We start from the raw sequence: 15,957 nt of genomic DNA, 5'->3' as shown, positions 1-15,957 counted from the left end.
GTTGCGCGGTGGTCCCCTCGCCGACCCGGGTCCTGTGACACGCGGGGCGAGGGGACCGCCTCACCCCGCCAACACCCTCGGGATGCGAACGCCGGACGGGTTCTCGCCGCGATCCGTATCCGTGCAATGCGCGAAGTAGGGACGAAGCGTACGGGCCTGAGACCGTTCGATTGAGGTTCCCTCGCGCTGAATAGATCGGCGTGCAGGATCTGATTTCTCGTTCGGCGTGGGAGCGGGTACCTCGAGTTGAACGCTCCGCTCCCGGGGCGCCGCGGTCAGAGCACGACGAGGAAGCCGAGCACCGCGCTGATGGCCGAGAGTGCGCCGAGCACGATGGAGGGCGTCGCGTTCTCCTTGCGGCGGACGTGCACGGTGATGGCGCCGATCATGACGGCGGTCAGTGCGGTGGCCGCGATCGGAGTGAGCACGGGGGCGATGCCCGTCAGCAGCGGGAGGATCAGGCCGATGCCGCCGATCAGTTCGGCCGCGCCGATGAGCTTGACGGTCGGGTCGGCGAAGTCGTCAGCCCAGGCGAGGCCGCTCGCGACGAGCGCGGGCTTGGGCCGCAGGACCTTCATGGTGCCGGCGGCGATGAAGGCGAGGGCGAGCAGGGCGTTGACGATCCACAGGGCGACGATCATGGGAACTCCAGGGAAGAAAGATGGGGCCTGTTACTGTTTGTAAGCAACCCCATCATGTGTGATCTTCGAAGGGCATGCAAAAGGCACATGGATGTAAGCAGGTGACATGCGATGACGATCGCGCTTCCCGGTGAGCCGGCGCCGACCGGCTACGAGCGCTCGTGCGCAGGCGGCCCCGCCGGCAGCGAGCATGGTCGCGCGATTCGTGACGTCCTGGACAGGGTCGGCGACAAGTGGTCGCTCCTGGTCATCGGCACGCTTGGGCAGGAGAGGCGCCGGTTCACTGAGCTGCAGCGGCACATTCCCGGAATCTCGCAGCGAATGCTGACCCTCACTCTCCGGCAGCTCGAACGGGATGGGCTGATCACTCGAACCGTCCACGCCGAGGTGCCTCCGCGGGTCGAATACGAACTCACGGCACTCGGCGGCACATTGATCGCGCTCGCGATGGAGCTCGCGGACTGGGCGATCCAGAACCACCCACGCATCGAGACAGCCCGCGCGGCCTACGACGAAGCTCACCCGCGCTGAGGCAACGCCCGAGCACCTGCTTCGCTCGAACCGGCCAACCGGACGCCGCGTCCGGACCGGACCATCCTCAAACGGGCGCTGCGCGAGAGCGGAAGGTTGCGGGCGGGCTGGGAGGCGCCCGGTTGAGGTGCCTGGCAGAGTCGGCCAAGTCCGTCGCGTGTCCCCCGACGTCGCGCTGACTTGGGCGCAGCCTCCAGCCATCGCGCCAAGAGGAGCATCTTCGGCTGGGCAGAATGCGCTCCGGATGGCCCAGTACATCGGTCACGCTGCGCGCTGACTATCGGCTCGCTACTGCGACGTGGGTGAGTGCGGCCCATCCGGATCCGGGGCCGCGGCCGCGGGCGAGGACTCGTTCGTTGCCGCCGTTCGCGAATGTCGCATCACCGGTTTGCCATCCCTCGTGTCGATACCAGACGAGTGACCCGTCGGGCTTCACGCCGTAGAGGACGCCGTCGCCGCCAGAGATAACGTGGGTGAGTGCGGCCCATCCGGATCCGGGGCCGCGGCCGCGGGCGAGGACTCGTTCGTTGCCGCCGTTCGCGAATGTCGCATCACCGGTTTGCCATCCCTCGTGTCGATACCAGACGAGTGACCCGTCGGGCTTCACGCCGTAGAGGACGCCGTCGCCGCCAGAGATAACGTGGGTGAGTGCGGCCCATCCGGATCCGGGGCCGCGGCCGCGGGCGAGGACTCGTTCGTTGCCGCCGTTCGCGAATGTCGCATCACCGGTTTGCCATCCCTCGTGTCGATACCAGACGAGTGACCCGTCGGGCTTCACGCCGTAGAGGACGCCGTCGCCGCCAGAGATAACGTGGGTGAGTGCGGCCCATCCGGATCCGGGGCCGTGGCCGCGGGCGAGGACTCGTTCGTTGCCGCCGTTCGCGAATGTCGCATCACCGGTTTGCCATCCCTCGTGTCGATACCAGACGAGTGACCCGTCGGGCTTCACGCCGTAGAGGACGCCGTCGCCGCCAGAGATAACGTGGGTGAGTTCGGCCCATCCGGATCCGGGGCCGTGGCCGCGGGCGAGGACTCGTTCGTTGCCGCCGTTCGCGAATGTCGCATCACCCGACAACCTGGCCAGGTGCCGGTACCACCCCAGACTCCCCGCGCTGTCGGCGGCGTAGAGGATCGCATCCTGGGCGCCAACGGACGTGTCAAGTCTCTGACCCGATACGGATTCTCGGCACTGCAGCAGCGCGAAGTCCTCCGCGAGCGTCAGTGGCGTGTTTCGTCGGTCGATGGCGACGCGAAGTGAGGGCGAGTCTGGTGCCACATCCTCGACCTGAATCTCGATGCCGACGTCGGTCTGGTCAATCCACCTGAGCCCGAACCGACCGTGCTCAGACCGCCATAGGCCGCTCGCTGTCCCAATCTCCCCGTTTGGGGACGCGTAGAGGTTGATCGGCGGTCCGCTCGCCGTCACGTTCGTTCCGAGCGGAGCGGTCTCGAGCACGCCATTCGGCCCCCAGTCGATGTGACGGCCGACTAGTCGGTCGTCGCCCGATGGAGGCTGGGGTTGGAAAGTGGCTCCCTGCGTTTGGGGAGCGGCGATGTAGCCCGGTCTGCGCGCCAAGCTCCCACCTGCAAGATTCCCGTGCCAGATCGCGACACCGTGCTGTGAGATCGTCTTGTCGAATCGGCCCGCGGCCGTCGGAATGGCGGGTGAGCGATACTCGAGCATGAAGAATTCGTCCCCACCTCGCGAGCTGTCGTACAGCAGGACCGGGTCCGGGGCGTCTTCGGAAGGGTCCACGGCACTTGGGGCCGTTAGGTTCACGCAGAGGTGATCAGCGGAGGAGATGTCGTAGCTCTTCGGGCGGCACCAGCCGTAGATGGTCTTGTAGACGGCGTCCAGGTGGGTCAGCCCGGCGATCTTCCCTGCGAGTGACTCTGGGGTGTTCCACGCCCCGTCCTGCCAGGGCCCGTAGAGGTCTGTCATCGACGCGATGACGTGGAGTACTTCGTGGCCGACGAGCGCGGTCATCTTCTCGCCCGCTGTCCCTGCGGCATCGAGGCTTTCGGAGACCGCGACGCTCTGCAGCTTGAGGTCTGGGTTGTCGGTCAGAACGATGCTTGCTGGATCGGAGGGTCGTACGATCGCTTTCGAATAGGCGCCGGCGGCCACGAGAACCACGACGAGTTCCCCGTTCGTCAAGAGCCCGGTCTGGTCGTCGTCGAAGATGGAGAAGTCGATGTCCTCGGCAGCGGCCGTCAGGAGTTCCGTGCGGATCTGTTCCGACGAGCGCGGTTTGCCGGCTGCATCGAACCGCTGCGCGGAATAGATTTTCGGCGCTACAAGCGGCCCTCTACGTGAGAACCGGACCGCACCGTGCGAGACGTGTTCAATGAATGCCGCGACGCTGTCCGCCCGTTCGAAGAAGAAGTCGCGAAAGTACGCCTCGTCGTGCTCTGGTCGAAACTGTGGCCCGTATCCGCCGGAGCCAGAAGGCGTGCCGATGTAGCGGATCACCAGCATGTGCTGGTTTTCCCACGACTTCCGTGTTGCTGACGCGTACAGGCGGTCCTCAGGTCCCGGCATTTCTCTACTCCCTAGTCGTCTTGCAGCGCTTGTTCCAAGCGACGAGCCGGATCCCGGCAACTCGACCGTGGTACCGAATCACCGTTAGCGGCGCGCTGATATCAAAGTGACCCCGAGCGGTATCCGTTCGATATCCGTGTCGCGGAATCCGCCCGATGTCGAAGCAGCGCGCCTCATCGCCGCGCGATGACATTCGCTCGGTGATCGAGCGTCATCCCGCTCGTTGCATGAGTCCGGGCCGGGCTGTCGGTACTTGAGGTTCGTCTCTCTAGCGACGGACCCGAGTGTTAGCGCCGCGGCCATAGCGGACAGCTAACGCAAAGTCCCAGCCCGCCGGCACAGGGAGCGTGGAGACGCCGGCCACGCAGTCTTTTGGCTCGCTACGCGCTATTGGAGCATGGGCAGATGATCGATTGGGTTCGAGAGTGGCTCGGCGGCGGAGGCCCCTTGCTGATCCACGATCTTGGAGACCTGGGCGTCGTCATGTTCTTCGGGACGGTGTTCGGGGTGTTGCTATGCGTTGGGAGCGTCCTGGGAACGCTCCGTAGCTTTCGCGAGGATGGCGATCTGACTCCGGCGGCGGCCGGTGTTGTCGGATCAGTGGTCGGGCTGCCGTGGCTTTTCCGCGTCTTCGGGGATGAAGGCGCTGCCCTCGGTGATTTCGGAGGCTTTGTGACTACCTATCTGCCGATCTTCCCGTTGGGCGTTGCTGCGTTCAAGAGGTTCTTCGGGCGCCCCGGTAGCCGGACGGACATCACGTTCCATTGGATACGGGTAGTCGTCTTCGCCTTCCTCTCTGTACTTGATCGATTTGGCTTGGTGGGCTGCGAACCCGGAACTGACCTGGCCGGTTCCGTTTGCCAGCGGGGCCGAACTGACGGCAACGATCGAGCTCGTCTACTTCGTTGCCGCTCTCCTCTCCCTCGTCGCCGCGTATGTGGTGCGACTAACAAGTCGCCCACATACTCCGAAGACCCCCGAGGAAGCTTGATCCGTCGGGCGGATCCTCAAACCGGCATCGCGCGTTGCGGCGACCCGCTCGGGCGGGCGATCGAGAGGTCTGTCAGTTCCCGCCAGTGTCCTTCTCAGGGAGCGCGAGCCGCGTTGGTCATTCCGCCTCGCTATGCGAGCTCCTGCGCTCGCGTGATACAGGCTTGGATCGGGAACCTCGCGGGGTGGGGCCGAGTACCACCATGATGAGGCGCTGTTCGTCTTCTGGAAGTGGTTGGTGTCGGCTCGGTTGAGGCGTATTGGATCAGCGACCCCCGCTTGCCACCCAGGCCGCCACGGCTGCTCGGTTCGGGAGGCCGAGCTTTCGGAGGATCGAGCGGACATGCTGCTCGACTGTCCGTTCCGAAAGGAACAGCTTCGAAGCGATGGTGCGGTTGGTTTCGCCTCGGGCGAGCAGAGTCGCGACCTCGGTCTCTCTCGGTGATAGTGACGCGGCTGGTGCGGTGAGGGCGGATGTGGCGGCTCGTGCCCGCTCGGCGTGCCATCGTGCTCCCATAGCGGTGGCGCGCCGTTCCGCGTCGGTGTACCAGTCGGCGGCCGCGGCTCGGTCGCCGAGATGGGCGGTGAGCATCCCGAGTAGGTGGGCGACCGGTCCACCGTATGGAGTTGTCGCGCCGGCGGACACGTGCAGGTGGCTGATCGGGGTGAGGGTGTCGCGCAGCTGTGCGATCGCGGCGTGGTCGTCGGCGAGGATGGCTAGGCGAGTGAAAGTGGCGCTTGCGATGAGCCACTCGACGGCGTGTTCGGGCAGTGCGTCCAATCGGGGCGCGATGGTCTTCCAGATGGCGACCGCCTCGTCTGTTCGCCCGGCTCGCGCGAGTAGGTCCGCTCGCCATGCCTGCATCGGGTGGGGTGCGCCGGTTAGTGCAACCGTGACGTCTCGTTCGAGCGCGGCCGTGTCGCGGCCTGTTCGCTCATCGAGCGGATCTCGGAAGAACAGGTAGATCTCGTCGGCGTCGCGAGCGCCCGCCTGCCGTCCCATCTCACGTGCCCGATGTGCGAGGGTCGCGGCGTCGTCGCGGCGGTCTTCGATGAGCGCGGTGTTCGCGGCGATAAGTTCCAGTCGCCATTGCCAGACGGGCGCATCGGTTCGTGCGATAACGGCGGTGAGCGCTGAGACGGCATGTGCGAACTCGACGCGGAGCCCGAGCTGTATGAGCGCGTCCGCCTTCCAAAGCAGCCCCCAGCTCAGGATCTCGTCGTCGGCAGCTGCATGGCCAAGTGTTGAGAGGTTCGCGGCGAGTTCGAGTCGCTGCGAAACGCCAGTTGGGCCGAGCGCCCTAGCGTGGGCGGCTTGCAGCTCGACGAACCGCAGCTCGGCCTGCTCTGGGGGAATGATCGACGCGGGTGGCAGATTGGGTTCAGACCACGCGGTCGTGATCGCCGCGAGTTGCGCGGTCACGAGCGCGCGTAAGTCAGACGGGTCGGGTCCAAGCATCCCGAGCGCTTCGAGGCAAAGTGCCTGACGCGCCGCGGTCACAGTGCGGGACGTCAGCTGTGGTCCGCGCAGCGCGGCCGCCGCGCGTCCGACGATCTCCGCGTCGCCGAGTTCACGACCGATCTGCGCGGCCTCCGTGCTCAGCACCCACGCTCGTGCCTCGGATCCTCGCTGCGACTGACTCCGTGCTTCTGAGAGGAGCTGTTCGGCGCGTCGCCTCGACTGCCCCGCCTCGGACGCTCCCTGACCAGTACGCATTCTCTGCCTTTGCGTGTTCTCACGGATACCGCAGGTGTAACGCCGAGCCTAGCCTCGCGTGTGAGGGCGAAACAGCACGCGCGCAGCAGACGAAGGGTGCGCGGGAGACGAAGGGTCAGTGTGTCATGAGCAGATCAACGGCGCGGCTTCTCGGCGTGATCGCGCTGATCGGCGCGATTTGCCAGATCGGGTACGGCCTGCTGGCGGTGATGCAACCCTGGCCCGCCATCCTGAACCCGGGCGCGGAGGGCCTATGGATCGTCGTGAACATCGGCATGATCGCGGGCCTCGTCGGTTGGGCTGGGGTGGTCGCCCCCGGACGAACAGTGACCGTGGGCGCCGTTACGGCATCCGCGGGGTTCCTGCTGCGCATCGTCGCGGCACTCATCTCCGTCGTCGAGCCCTCGGCGGAGGTGCTTGCGCTGGTGCTGGGCAGCATCGGGCTGACCCTCGCCGGAATCGCAGTCGTGGCGGTGGGATCATTCCTCGTGCGGTCCCCACGTTCGGGGGTGGCGTGGGTGCCTGCGCTGGGGTTCGCGGTCGAGTTGGGCCTCGCGTCGATGTACTCGGCCGCCACCGAACTGCACTTCATGCTGCTCGGGCTTCTGTGGGGCCTCGTCTCCCTCTCGATCGCCGTGCTCGTGCTCACTTGCAGCCGGTCAACCGCGGACGCCGTGATTGTCGGGAACCGTGCGACAGCAGCGCACCGGGAGGAGAGGAACGCGCGGGCATGAGACACATCGGATGGGTCCTAGTAGCGGTGGTCGCGACTTTGCAGGTGATCGTGGGAACCTCGATGCTCCTGGGAGACCGCCACGCAACTTTCGGATCCGACACGGGAGTCCCGTGGGTGGTCCTCACCAGCACCTACCCCACGGTGGCAGACCAGGTGGACACGATGAGTGTCGCGACGCTCACCGGGACAGTCGTCATCGGGTCGCTCGCGCTGTTCATCGCGGTCTTCGCTCTCCGCACCCGACAGCGGTGGGCTTGGTTCGCGCTCTGGCTGTTGCCCCTATGGATGCTGCCCGGGATCGTCAGCCTGCTCGCCGTCGAGCGGTTCGCGGTCTTCGGCTACTTCGGTCTCACGCTGGTGGGAGTGACCTCCCTCGGCCTCCTCCTCTCGGCGCCCCACGTGTTCGACCGTCGCCGCGCACATACCTCGCAAGCGACCACGGCAGCCTGAGCGAAGTCATCGGCCACTTCGGGCTGCTTGACACCCGCCGAAGGCGATCCCCAAATGGGCGGTGCGCGGAGATGGCCGATTGTGGGCGGGGTCTCGGACGTGCGATATACGCTCCGATGCGTGCGCTCGATCGCTTCAGCTAGCGTGCCGCGGTCGCGACGGGCTCAAGGATTAGCAGACACGTGTCTCCGGAGCGCCCACTCCGGGGGCGATCTGGCGTCCATCCTGACCGCGCACGACACCTCATGCGCGGGGCACTCTGTCGCCGGACCGTGTGCGCACAACGGGCCCGGCTACACGCGAACCTCGACGCATTGAAAGGGTGCCTGCCCGAGGCGACCTGCGGAGGACGGCTCCCTCGCTGATCGTTCGGGGGGCGGCGAGGGAGCCGTCGCGCGGCGAACGCCAGAGACGTCAGACGCGTGATCCCGCGCAGGGGGGGTGCGGGGATCGGGTGCCGCGCAGGGTCAGTGTACGCGCGTCCAACCGGAACGCGTCGTCGCAGGTGGTGCGGAACAGATCCGCTCGCCGCGCGTCAAATTCGTCGGCGGCGATCACGCCGGCGTCGTAGAGCTGGGCAAGCTTGGCGAACTCGCAAACCGGGGTGCGCTCTGCCGGTGGCGGCCGGAAGATGCGGGTGGCATCCTGCATGGGGATCCTTCGTCTCCGGCAGACGCAAGTGAGCCTACTGCGCAATGAACCTCACCCGGACCGTCCGAAGGTGCTTCGCCCCCTACCGGCGGGATCCTCTTGCGGGCACTGCGCGATAGCGGAGGGTCGCGTGCGGGCCAACGACGGTGCGATTGGGATTCCTTGCGAGCCGGTCGAGCCAGTTCGTCCGGCCTATCCGTCGGCGCGGGTTCCGCGCTCCGCTCTCACGTCGTAACGTTGCCGCCAGCGTGTGCGGGGGTATGACCGCGAGAAGAGTCTGCAAAGAGGAGGCTTCGACATGAATGAGTCGACGAGCGGTTCGGGTTGGATGTCCGCGGCCGAGTTCCATCGGGCGCCGGGGGTTGCCGACTGGCGCGTCCCGGCCACGGGCCCACAGGCCGTGTTCGCAGCCACCTCTCTCGCTCACGCGGCCGATCTGGTGAAGCCCGTGGTCGACGCCGCCGAGCGAGCCGGCATCACGCCGGACATCGATGTACGTCCCGAGGGCGTCGTGGTCCGAGTCCCAACGAGAGACACAGCTGACATACCGGCGGGTGCGGCGGAGTTCGCTGCGGCGGTCTCTCGCGCAGCCACGGAACTCGAGCTGGTACCCGACCCGTCTCGCATCCAGTCGGTGGCGATCTACGTGGCCCAGCACTCGCAGGCTGACAGCCGCCCGTTCTTCACCGCGGCGCTCGGCTACGAAGAGCTGGGCGACACGGATGCCATCGATCCGCTGCGCTGCGGACCGCAGCTGGCGTTCAATCCGATCGCGGGCGACGCGCCGAACAGGGGACGTACTCACCTCGACGTCTATGTCCCTGCCGACCAGGCCAAGGCGCGGGTGGATGCCGCAGTGGCGGCCGGCGGCAGGATCGTGAACGACACCAACGCTCCGGCGTTCTGGACTCTCGCGTCGCCCGAGAACCACGGCATCGATATCGTGCCGTGGACGGACACTCGCGATTGATGTACGCGCCCCGTCCGCGACCGCGCCGATCCTCGATCCGTAGCAGCGGGCGTGTTCGAGTTCATCGTCGGGCCGTTGGCCGGCAACCCGAGGAGACTGGGCAACCCGTTGCGCGAGCCGCTCGCGCCTTTTCGCCCAGCGCGTCGCGGCGAGTATCGAGTGCTCTATCGCATCGAGGACGACCGACTGGTCATCGAGATCGTCACCATCGAGCATCGTCGGGACGCGTATCACCGCCGCTGAGCGCCTGTCGGTCGAGATCGGCACCGCGGGGGGATGGGCGGAGCCAAGGAGTGTCAGAAGATGTGTGCTTCGAAGCTGGCGCGGAGCGGGCGCCGTCACCGCTTGGTGAACGTCACCTTGACCACGTCACCGATGTCTTTCGCGAGCTGGCTGGAATGCGGGCGTTGGCGGGGTCAGTCGATCAGCCAGTTAAATGCCCTGGCGACGAATTCTTTGGCCTTCTCGGTGACGATCGGGCCATGGGCGAGGACGACGGTGTCGAAATCCCAATCGAGCATGTGGAGTACAGATTCTCGCGCTGTCGTCCGCGGTCGGAAGGTGAGGCGGAGGTCGCGCGAAACGCCGCCGTCAGGACCCATGACTCCGCCGAGACGGAACACGGTATTGCTGATCGGATGTCGGGGTCGAGGGTTGTGAACCTGGATCGCGTCCTCGATGAGGAGTGTGCCGCTCGGCGCGTGGAGGAAAGCGGATTCTTGCAGCACCGAGCTGCCGAGCACGACGTGGTCGAGTTCGGGTGCCCATGATCTCGGGAGTCCGGCGCCCAGCACGCCCGTGAGTGGGAGGTCGCCACGCTTCAGGGTGAAGGGTGTCATCGGACTCGACCAGAGTTCGGCGTCGGGAAACAGCATGTGCCATCGGGCGAGCCGCCAGAAGTGCCGCGGAGTCGGGCTTACGAGGTAGCGCACGGGCCCGAGCGATGTCACTTCCGTGCGCGCCTCGTAGGGCAGCGGGACCGGTGACGAAACCCATACCGAGCCGTCACGGAGCTGCACCACCGACATCCGCGTCGTGAACGGCATGCCCATGTCCCGTGTCGCGGGTCCGTCGACGACGAACAGGCCGTCACCGAGAGAAGTCAACAAGCCCATGCGGCGAGCGTACGCCCGGGGCGATCCCCAGCCGCCACGATCCCGTTCCGGGCACTGCGCGAAGCAGGGGCGAGGCATACGGGCTCGGAGCTGTCCGAGTGAGGTTCCCCTGCGCGCCGGTTGCTCGAACGTACTCCAAGACGCGCGACCCCCTCTCGTGAGGGGCGAGCCGATACGGCCCTGACCGCTGTCAGCACCGTTGCTCCGGACACGCTCCCTTCCCCTACGGTCCTGCCGCGGAACGCACCCGCGCATGCGGGATGCTGGCGGGTGCGTGTTGACAGGCGTGCCATGGGAGAGGATCGTGAACCGCGTCAGCCACGGCGACGTTGACGACCCGGATGTGCAATGTAGCCGTCTCGGCGGGATCACCGATGACGAATCGGCCCCCGCGCACTCCGCGCCCTCGGGCGCTTCTCTGAATGTGGCAGCGATCCCGCGACACGCTGATCGTGACTCTCCTTCCCGGTGCTGGGCCGAGGCGGAGGCGGGGAGGCTGCGAGCAAGTCGAAGCGAGGAAGCTGAGATGAGTTGGATGAAGTCCCGTGCCATGCTGCTGGCGATCGCGGGGATCGCGGCCGTCGTGCTGATCGGAGGGCCCGCGTCTGCCGCGCCGGGCGGAGCAGGGTGGAATTCCGCCGGCGGTGACCGGTCGAACACCCGTCATGCCGCAAGCGAGTCCAAGATCTCTCCAGCCACCGTCGCGGACCTTTCGTTGAAGTGGGTGCTCAACACGGGTGGCGACGTCTCGGCGACGCCTGCGGTGGACGGCGACCGGGTCTACGTCCCGGACTGGGCGGGTAACTTGTACGCGGTGGACCGGTCGACCGGTGCGGTGGTGTGGCAGAGGCAGATCGAGGACTACACGGGCGTCCCGCGCGATGCGTCCCGGACCAGCCCCGCGTTCACCGACACCACCCTCGTCATCGGCGACAAGGGCGCGACCTCGAACGCGGATGGAAGCCCGTCGCTGGGCAACGGCGGCCGGGTGATCGCCGTCGACAAGCAGACCGGTGACGTGCGATGGGTGACCCAGGTCGAGACACACTTCGCGGCGGTGATCACGCAGTCGCCGACGATCTTCGACGGTGTCGTCTATGTGGGCGTGTCCTCGGTCGAAGAGGGTCTGGCGGGCCTCATCCCCGGCTACGAGTGCTGCACCTTCCGAGGCAGCCTCGCGGCTCTCGATCTCGAGACGGGAGCGATCCTCTGGAAGACCTACATGGCGCCGGAGGGCTACCCGGGCGCCTCGGTGTGGGGAAGCTCGCCCGCAGTGGATCCCAAGCGCGGGAGCGTCTACGTCGCGACGGGGAACAACTACGCCATCCCGGCCGACGCCCTGGCGTGCGTCGAAGCGGCGGGCGACGACCCCGATGCCCAGCAGGCGTGCCTGCCCCCTGACGACTACTTCGACGCCATCGTCGCGCTCGACATGACGACGGGAGCGGTGAAGTGGGTCACGCGGGCGCTTCCGTATGACACCTGGACGTGGGCCTGCCTCTTCGGTGCGCCATCGTGCCCCACGCCGACAGGCCCCGACTACGACTTCGGCCAGGCGCCGGCGCTCTTCAAGGTCAAGAACGCCGGCGGCGGCCCGCGCGAACTGCTCGGCGCGGGGCAGAAGAGCGGACAGTACTGGGCGCTCGACCCGGCCACCGGCGCAGTCGTCTGGGTCACCGACACCGGCCCCGGCGGCATCAACGGAGGGCTGCAGTGGGGGTCGGCCGTCGACGGCAAGCGGGTCTACACAGCGAACGCCAACAGCGACCAGGTGCCCTACCCCACCGCATCCGACCCCACGACCGGGATCTGGAGCGCCCTCGACGCAGCGACCGGCGAGATCCTCTGGCAGACCCGACCGCCGAACGGCGGCGGCGCATCAGGGCCGGCGACCACCGCCAACGGCGTCGTCTTCGGCTGCACGAACGACGCGGACGGCTGGATGTACGCGCTCGACGCGGCGACCGGAGAGGTCCTATGGTCGTTCGAGAGCGGTGGATCGTGCGTCTCGGGCGCCGCGATCTCCAACGGGATGGTCTTCTGGGGATCCGGGTACGGGTTCTATGGCGGAGCCTTCGGAACCCCCAGCAACAAGCTCTACGCGTTCGACCTTGGGTGACCGAGCGCACACGAGGAGAGTCGATGATGCAGATCCCGAAGCCGAGTTCGGAGGTTGCGGAGCTCTTCCGTCGTCTCGTGCCCGACGCGCCCAACGTGGCGGTCAAACCGATGTTCGGGAACCTCGGCGCCTTCGTGAATGGCAACATGTTCGCGGGCCTGTTCGGTGACGACATCGGAGTTCGCCTCATCGACCAGGCGACAGCAGAGCAGTTCCGAACGATCCCAGGGAGCAGGCCGTTCGGCCCGGCGGAGCGTCCCATGCGCGGCTACCTCGCCACGCCCGCGGCCTGGAGGGACGAACCCGAGCTGCTCACCGAATGGATCGGCCTCGCCCTGGCGCAGGTGAGCGCGCTACCGCCGAAGCAGCCGAAGGCCCGCAAGAAAGGATCCTGATACGCAGTTCTGCGCAAGGGCAATGTCGATACGCGACGATCCTCAAACGGGCACCGCGCGCAAGCGGGAGGTGCAGTCGCTGCGGGGTGCAATAGCGGCACCCTCCGGGCGTGTACGACAAAGTGGGTGTTGCGCGCGTGAGCTTCCTACCGAGGCGACTGCACGCCTGGTCGCACGCTACCTCGCAGCCTGCAGTGCTTTGGCAACGGTGTTCTGGAGGTCGTGCCAGGAGGCGATGAACTTGTCGACGCCTTCGTCCTCGAGCACCTGGGTGACGTCGGCGAAGTCGACGCCGATGCTCGCGAGGGCGTCGAAGTGGGCGTGGTCATGGGCTAGCGCTCCTCGTCGGTCTGCGTGGCGAGGTCAGCGGGTCGCTGTCGCGGCGTGGGGGAGGTCGTCCCTACTCGGGTGGGGGTCCGTGGGCGTGTTGAGCCGGCGGTCGTGGCGTAGCTTGACGATGTAGTAGACGTCGATGATGGCGACGGCGACGTTCATTCCGACCATCGGCCAGGTCTCGACCGCGGCGTTGTAGCCGACGAGGATGAGCGCGGCGATCAGGTTGAGGACGCGGAGCTTCATCATCTTTCCCTGAAGGAGGGAGACGATGAGCAGCGCTGATCCGAGCCAGCCGATGAGTTCGGTCATGCAGTGGTTCCGTTCGTGTGGTTGCCGCAGGATTCGCGGAGGACTAGTTCGAAGTCGGCGATCTCGCGCAATGGTTCGGCCGGGATCGTCCCTGTCAGGATCGCGATGGCACGTTCAGCCATGTGCGGGATGGGCTGACGGATCGTGGTGAGCGGCGGAATCGAGTAGGCGGAGTGCTCGGTGCCGTCGAAGCCGGTCACGGCGACGTCGTCGGGGACGGATAGGCCCAGCCGATGGCAGGCGAACAGCACCCCATAGGCCTGTTCGTCGGTCGAGCAGTACACGGCTCGTGGACGGTCCGGTCGAGCCAGCGCGTCCATCGCGACCTGCGCTGCGTGGGAGCGGGAGATCTCGCTCCGCAGTTCCACGACCCTCGTCCCCGGTGCCGAGGCGACCGCCTGATGGAATCCATCGCGGTGCTGTTGCCCGCCGGTGGATTCGGCTTGGGTGTTGAACAGGGCGATGGACGCGTAGCCGTGGTCGATCAGGTGGGATGTGGCAGCGCGCGCGGCAGCCGCATAGTCGATGGAGATGGTGGAGACCCCGGCGTCGGTGGGCACAGGATGCAGGGCGACCACTGGGATGCCGGCTCGGACGAGCGGCGACAGGTCGGGGGAGTCTTGGAGCGACACCATGACGACGGAGTCGACTCGCCGGTCGACGAACGCGGAGATGTGCGACGCCTCGCGCTTGGGGTCGAGACCGGAGTCCCCGATGAGGAGCAGGTTTCCACGGGCGGAGGCGGAGTCCTCCAGCGCGCGGGCGAGCTCGCCGAAGAACCGGTTCGCGATATCGGGGACGATGAGTCCGATCGACGAGGTGCGGCCGAAACTCAGGGCCCGCGCCAGTGCGTTCGGGCGGTAGTTCAGTTCCTCTGCCGCCCTGAGGACGCGCTCACGTGTCTCTGGCGCGACGCTGCGCGGCCCGTTGTTGAAGACATAGCTCACGACCGCTGTCGATGTGCCTGCGCGTTCCGCGACATCCTTGCCCGTGACCATGCTCACCTCTCTAATCGATTAGATGCCACTACGTTACCAGCAGGTTTCATCGCTAGAGAAGTCTTGATTTCTGAGGATATGTGTGTGTACAGTCCATCTAACCGCTTAGTCTAACCGCGTAGATCGCGGACCCAGCAAAGGAGACAGGGATATGAAACGACCGATTGCACTGGTGGTCGGAACCGCGGCCGCTGCAGTCGTCCTGGCGGGCTGTTCAGCTTCCGGAGGGAGCGCGACGGACTCGACCGGGGACGCAACCGGAACGGTCCAGTTCGTTGGGCCCGAGGATCCCGCGGTGTTCGAGCCGGTGATCGCGTCGTTCGAGGCCGAGTACCCGGACATCACTGTGGAGTACAACCAGGTGCCGTTCGATACGTATGCGACGACCATGCAGCAGCGCCTCTCGGCAGGCGACGACACGATCGACGTGTTCGCCGTCGACCAGCCCAACCTCGCGCAGATCGCCGCGCAGGGCTTCCTCGAAGACCTCAGCGACCTGAAGGACGCCGCGCAGGACGCGACTTCCGAGGCTCAGTACGAGATCAACATCTACGACGACAAGATGTACGCGCTGTCGATCTGGAACTCCACGCAGATGCTCTTCTACAACAAGGACATCCTGGATGCCGCTGGCGTCGAGTACCCGTCGGCTGACCCCGCCGACCGGTGGACGTGGGAGCAGGTCGAAGAGGCCGGCGTGAAGGCGCAGGAAGCCGGCATGGAGTCGGGCCTGCTGCTGGAGCAGGTCGAGGCGTACTACCAGCTGCAGCCGCTCGTCGAGTCGCTCGGCGGCGGTTCGGGTATCACCGGTGACGACATGCTCACCGTCGATGTCACCACCGATGGGTGGGTCGAGGCGATGGACTGGTACGCCCAGACGTTCGAGTCCGGATTCTCGCCTCGCGGTGTCGGAGGCTTCCAGACCAGCGCGGTGTTCACCGATCAGAAGACGGCGTTCTTCGTCGGCGGACCGTGGGACGTGGGCGGATTCGCAGCGAACGCGGACTTCAACTGGGGCATCGCACCGCATCCCTACTTCGACGGCGGCGATGCGGTCACCCCGACCGGCTCCTGGTCGTGGGGCATCAATGCCGCTTCGAACAACAAGGCCGCCGCACGAGCGTTCCTCGAATACGTCGCGCTGAACCCTGAGGGCAACCTCACGTCGACCGAGACGCAGACGATCATCCCCGCCAACTCGGAGGCCGCGGCCGAGTACCTCCCGACGCTCGAGGCGATGGGCGGAGACAACAGTGCCGGCGCGGCCGACCTGATCGCGTACGAGATCGACAACACCGCCGTCGCGCGTCCGGTGTCGGTCGGATACGTCCAGTTCGAAGCGCTGATCAACCAGGCCTTCGCCGACATCCGAAACGGATCCGACGCTGCCGACCGGCTCGAGCAGGCGCAGCAGCAGATCGAAGACGCCTGGAGCCAGTTGCGATGAGCACCAAAAC

Annotated in this window: 15 protein-coding genes; 8 read left to right on the top strand and 7 right to left on the bottom strand. The window is 66.5% G+C overall.

Features of this window, described 5'->3' with window-relative positions; translation table 11 throughout:
* Positions 1-275: 275 nt before the first annotated feature.
* Positions 276-641, bottom strand: coding sequence for a DoxX family protein (locus P0L94_08075; GenBank protein ID WES66020.1), 366 nt, complete (start codon positions 639-641; stop codon positions 276-278).
* Positions 642-752: 111 nt separating this feature from the next.
* Here P0L94_08075 and P0L94_08070 point away from each other — a divergent pair, with 111 nt between their 5' ends.
* A complete protein-coding gene (locus tag P0L94_08070; protein ID WES66019.1) occupies positions 753-1,172 on the top strand; it encodes a helix-turn-helix domain-containing protein in 420 nt (139 codons plus the stop codon).
* A gap of 277 nt (positions 1,173-1,449) precedes the next feature.
* Here the strand turns inward: P0L94_08070 and P0L94_08065 are convergent, their stop codons facing one another.
* Positions 1,450-3,651, bottom strand: coding sequence for a tachylectin-related carbohydrate-binding protein (locus P0L94_08065; GenBank protein WES66018.1), 2,202 nt, complete (start codon positions 3,649-3,651; stop codon positions 1,450-1,452).
* A gap of 1,318 nt (positions 3,652-4,969) precedes the next feature.
* Positions 4,970-6,310: a helix-turn-helix transcriptional regulator gene (locus P0L94_08060; GenBank protein ID WES66017.1), complete on the bottom strand. Its 1,341-nt coding sequence runs from the start codon at positions 6,308-6,310 to the stop codon at positions 4,970-4,972.
* Positions 6,311-6,576: 266 nt separating this feature from the next.
* Here P0L94_08060 and P0L94_08055 point away from each other — a divergent pair, with 266 nt between their 5' ends.
* Both P0L94_08055 and P0L94_08050 read left to right on the top strand, forming a co-directional pair.
* The gene (locus P0L94_08055; protein WES66016.1) at positions 6,577-7,155 is read left to right on the top strand and encodes a hypothetical protein; all 579 of its coding nucleotides are present in this window, start codon (positions 6,577-6,579) and stop codon (positions 7,153-7,155) included.
* On the top strand, positions 7,152-7,607 hold the full coding sequence (locus P0L94_08050) for a hypothetical protein (protein ID WES66015.1): 456 nt from the start codon (positions 7,152-7,154) through the stop codon (positions 7,605-7,607). Before P0L94_08055 ends, P0L94_08050 begins: the two co-directional genes overlap by 4 nt.
* Before the next feature lie 414 nt (positions 7,608-8,021).
* Here the strand turns inward: P0L94_08050 and P0L94_08045 are convergent, their stop codons facing one another.
* Positions 8,022-8,258 carry an SHOCT domain-containing protein gene (locus P0L94_08045; GenBank protein WES66014.1) on the bottom strand — a complete coding sequence of 79 codons (237 nt, stop codon included), beginning with the start codon at positions 8,256-8,258 and terminating at the stop codon, positions 8,022-8,024.
* Between the two features lie 448 nt (positions 8,259-8,706).
* Here P0L94_08045 and P0L94_08040 point away from each other — a divergent pair, with 448 nt between their 5' ends.
* Positions 8,707-9,228 carry a VOC family protein gene (locus P0L94_08040; protein ID WES66013.1) on the top strand — a complete coding sequence of 174 codons (522 nt, stop codon included), beginning with the start codon at positions 8,707-8,709 and terminating at the stop codon, positions 9,226-9,228.
* Positions 9,229-9,279: 51 nt separating this feature from the next.
* Positions 9,280-9,471 carry a type II toxin-antitoxin system RelE/ParE family toxin gene (locus tag P0L94_08035; protein WES66012.1) on the top strand — a complete coding sequence of 64 codons (192 nt, stop codon included), beginning with the start codon at positions 9,280-9,282 and terminating at the stop codon, positions 9,469-9,471.
* Between the two features lie 173 nt (positions 9,472-9,644).
* Here the strand turns inward: P0L94_08035 and P0L94_08030 are convergent, their stop codons facing one another.
* On the bottom strand, positions 9,645-10,280 hold the full coding sequence (locus P0L94_08030) for a DUF4336 domain-containing protein (protein WES66011.1): 636 nt from the start codon (positions 10,278-10,280) through the stop codon (positions 9,645-9,647).
* A gap of 589 nt (positions 10,281-10,869) precedes the next feature.
* Between P0L94_08030 and P0L94_08025 the strand changes: the two genes are divergently transcribed.
* Both P0L94_08025 and P0L94_08020 read left to right on the top strand, forming a co-directional pair.
* Positions 10,870-12,462: a PQQ-binding-like beta-propeller repeat protein gene (locus tag P0L94_08025; GenBank protein ID WES66010.1), complete on the top strand. Its 1,593-nt coding sequence runs from the start codon at positions 10,870-10,872 to the stop codon at positions 12,460-12,462.
* Positions 12,463-12,485: 23 nt separating this feature from the next.
* Positions 12,486-12,857 carry a TfoX/Sxy family protein gene (locus tag P0L94_08020; protein ID WES66009.1) on the top strand — a complete coding sequence of 124 codons (372 nt, stop codon included), beginning with the start codon at positions 12,486-12,488 and terminating at the stop codon, positions 12,855-12,857.
* A gap of 363 nt (positions 12,858-13,220) precedes the next feature.
* Here the strand turns inward: P0L94_08020 and P0L94_08015 are convergent, their stop codons facing one another.
* Both P0L94_08015 and P0L94_08010 read right to left on the bottom strand, forming a co-directional pair.
* Positions 13,221-13,502 carry a YgjV family protein gene (locus P0L94_08015; GenBank protein ID WES66008.1) on the bottom strand — a complete coding sequence of 94 codons (282 nt, stop codon included), beginning with the start codon at positions 13,500-13,502 and terminating at the stop codon, positions 13,221-13,223.
* Entirely contained in the window at positions 13,499-14,500 is a 1,002-nt protein-coding gene (locus tag P0L94_08010; protein ID WES66007.1) for a LacI family DNA-binding transcriptional regulator, read from the bottom strand. Before P0L94_08010 ends, P0L94_08015 begins: the two co-directional genes overlap by 4 nt.
* Before the next feature lie 295 nt (positions 14,501-14,795).
* Here P0L94_08010 and P0L94_08005 point away from each other — a divergent pair, with 295 nt between their 5' ends.
* Entirely contained in the window at positions 14,796-15,947 is a 1,152-nt protein-coding gene (locus P0L94_08005) for a sugar ABC transporter substrate-binding protein (protein ID WES66006.1), read from the top strand.
* Positions 15,948-15,957 lie beyond the last annotated feature (10 nt).

Origin of the sequence: Microbacter sp. GSS18, assembly GCA_029319145.1 — a bacterium.
Classification (GTDB): Bacteria; Actinomycetota; Actinomycetes; order Actinomycetales; family Microbacteriaceae; genus Microbacterium.
This window is presented reverse-complemented; position numbering and strand designations above follow the sequence as displayed.

Coding starts and splice junctions, on each gene's coding strand:
- P0L94_08075 (WES66020.1), bottom strand. CDS start 641: ATGATCGTCGCCCTGTGGATCGTCAACGCCCTGCTCGCCCTCGCCTTC.
- P0L94_08070 (WES66019.1), top strand. CDS start 753: ATGACGATCGCGCTTCCCGGTGAGCCGGCGCCGACCGGCTACGAGCGC.
- P0L94_08065 (WES66018.1), bottom strand. CDS start 3,651: ATGCTGGTGATCCGCTACATCGGCACGCCTTCTGGCTCCGGCGGATAC.
- P0L94_08050 (WES66015.1), top strand. CDS start 7,152: ATGAGACACATCGGATGGGTCCTAGTAGCGGTGGTCGCGACTTTGCAG.
- P0L94_08045 (WES66014.1), bottom strand. CDS start 8,258: ATGCAGGATGCCACCCGCATCTTCCGGCCGCCACCGGCAGAGCGCACC.
- P0L94_08030 (WES66011.1), bottom strand. CDS start 10,280: ATGGGCATGCCGTTCACGACGCGGATGTCGGTGGTGCAGCTCCGTGAC.
- P0L94_08025 (WES66010.1), top strand. CDS start 10,870: ATGAGTTGGATGAAGTCCCGTGCCATGCTGCTGGCGATCGCGGGGATC.
- P0L94_08020 (WES66009.1), top strand. CDS start 12,486: ATGATGCAGATCCCGAAGCCGAGTTCGGAGGTTGCGGAGCTCTTCCGT.
- P0L94_08015 (WES66008.1), bottom strand. CDS start 13,502: ATGACCGAACTCATCGGCTGGCTCGGATCAGCGCTGCTCATCGTCTCC.
- P0L94_08010 (WES66007.1), bottom strand. CDS start 14,500: ATGGTCACGGGCAAGGATGTCGCGGAACGCGCAGGCACATCGACAGCG.